Here is a 1,499-nt window from a genome sequence, read left to right on the forward strand (position 1 = left end):
GTGCAAAAGCTGTTGTCTTCGCCTATCACGATATTGGCTGCGCCGGCATCGAATCCCTGCTCTCCTCCGGTTTTGAGATCGCTGCGGTGTTCACCCACGCCGACGATCCGAAGGAGAATGCGTTCTACGGTTCCGTCGCGCAACTGTGCGCTCGTCACGGCATTGCCGTGCATGCACCGGAAGACGCCAACCATCCGTTGTGGATCGAGCGTATCGCCAAGCTCGATCCCGACTACATTTTCTCCTTCTACTACCGCAACCTGCTGAGCGAACCACTGCTGGCCACGGCGCGCAAAGGCGCGTTCAACCTGCACGGTTCCCTGCTGCCACGCTACCGCGGCCGCGCACCGGCCAACTGGGTGCTGGTCAACGGCGAAACGGAAACCGGCGTGACCCTGCACCGCATGGTCAAGCGTGCCGATGCGGGCGCCATCGTCGCCCAGCAAAAGGTCGCGATCGAGCGCAGCGACACCGCGCTGAGCCTGCACGGCAAATTGCGCACCGCCGCCTCTGACCTGCTGCGCGACACCTTGCCGGTGCTGCTGCAAGGCAAAGTCAGCGAAACACCGCAAGACGAATCCAAAGCCACGGTGTTCGGCCGTCGCACTCCGGCTGACGGCAAACTGGTCTGGGCCAAGCCGGCCGAAGAACTGTTCAACCTCGTCCGCGCCGTGACCCAGCCAYACCCGGGCGCCTTCTGCGCGGTAGGCGAGCACAAGCTGATTGTCTGGAGCGCCGAAGTCGCCAAGGGCAACGAGGGCCTGGCACCGGGCCGCGTCATCAGCGTCGACCCGCTGCGCATCGCCTGCGGTCAAGACTCGCTGATCATCAACGCCGGCCAGCGCAACGACAACGGTCTGTACCTGAGCGGTCCGCAACTGGCCAACGAACTGGGCCTGGTGGACGGTTCCGTGCTGCGCGGCGCCGAATCCGGCCGTGCCCCACGTCGCACCCGCGTGCTGATCCTCGGCGTCAACGGCTTCATCGGCAACCACTTGTCCGAGCGCCTGTTGCGTGACGACCGCTACGAGGTCTACGGCCTGGACATCGGTTCGGACGCCATCGAACGTCTGCGCAGCCACCCGAACTTCCACTTCGTCGAAGGCGACATCAGCATCCACTCCGAGTGGATCGAGTACCACATCAAGAAGTGCGACGTGGTGCTGCCGCTGGTGGCCATCGCCACGCCAATCGAATACACCCGTAACCCGCTGCGCGTGTTCGAACTGGACTTCGAAGAAAACCTGAAACTGGTTCGCTACTGCGTCAAGTACAACAAGCGCGTGATCTTCCCGTCGACCTCGGAAGTCTATGGCATGTGCCAGGACAACAACTTCGACGAAGACAACTCCAATCTGGTGGTCGGTCCGATCAACAAACAGCGCTGGATCTACTCGGTCTCCAAGCAACTGCTGGACCGCGTGATCTGGGCTTATGGCCAGAAGGGTCTGAATTTCACCCTGTTCCGTCCGTTCAACTGGATGGGGCCACGCCTGGAC

General features: G+C 62.3%; 1 protein-coding gene. It reads left to right on the plus strand.

What is annotated here, in order from left to right; all coding sequences use genetic code 11:
* Window positions 1–1,499, plus strand: a 1,499-nt coding sequence (gene arnA / locus ACXRVY_RS28615; RefSeq protein ID WP_458238906.1) for a bifunctional UDP-4-amino-4-deoxy-L-arabinose formyltransferase/UDP-glucuronic acid oxidase ArnA, incomplete at both ends; no start/stop codon positions are given.

Source organism: Pseudomonas sp. P5_A2_2 (assembly GCF_054177685.1).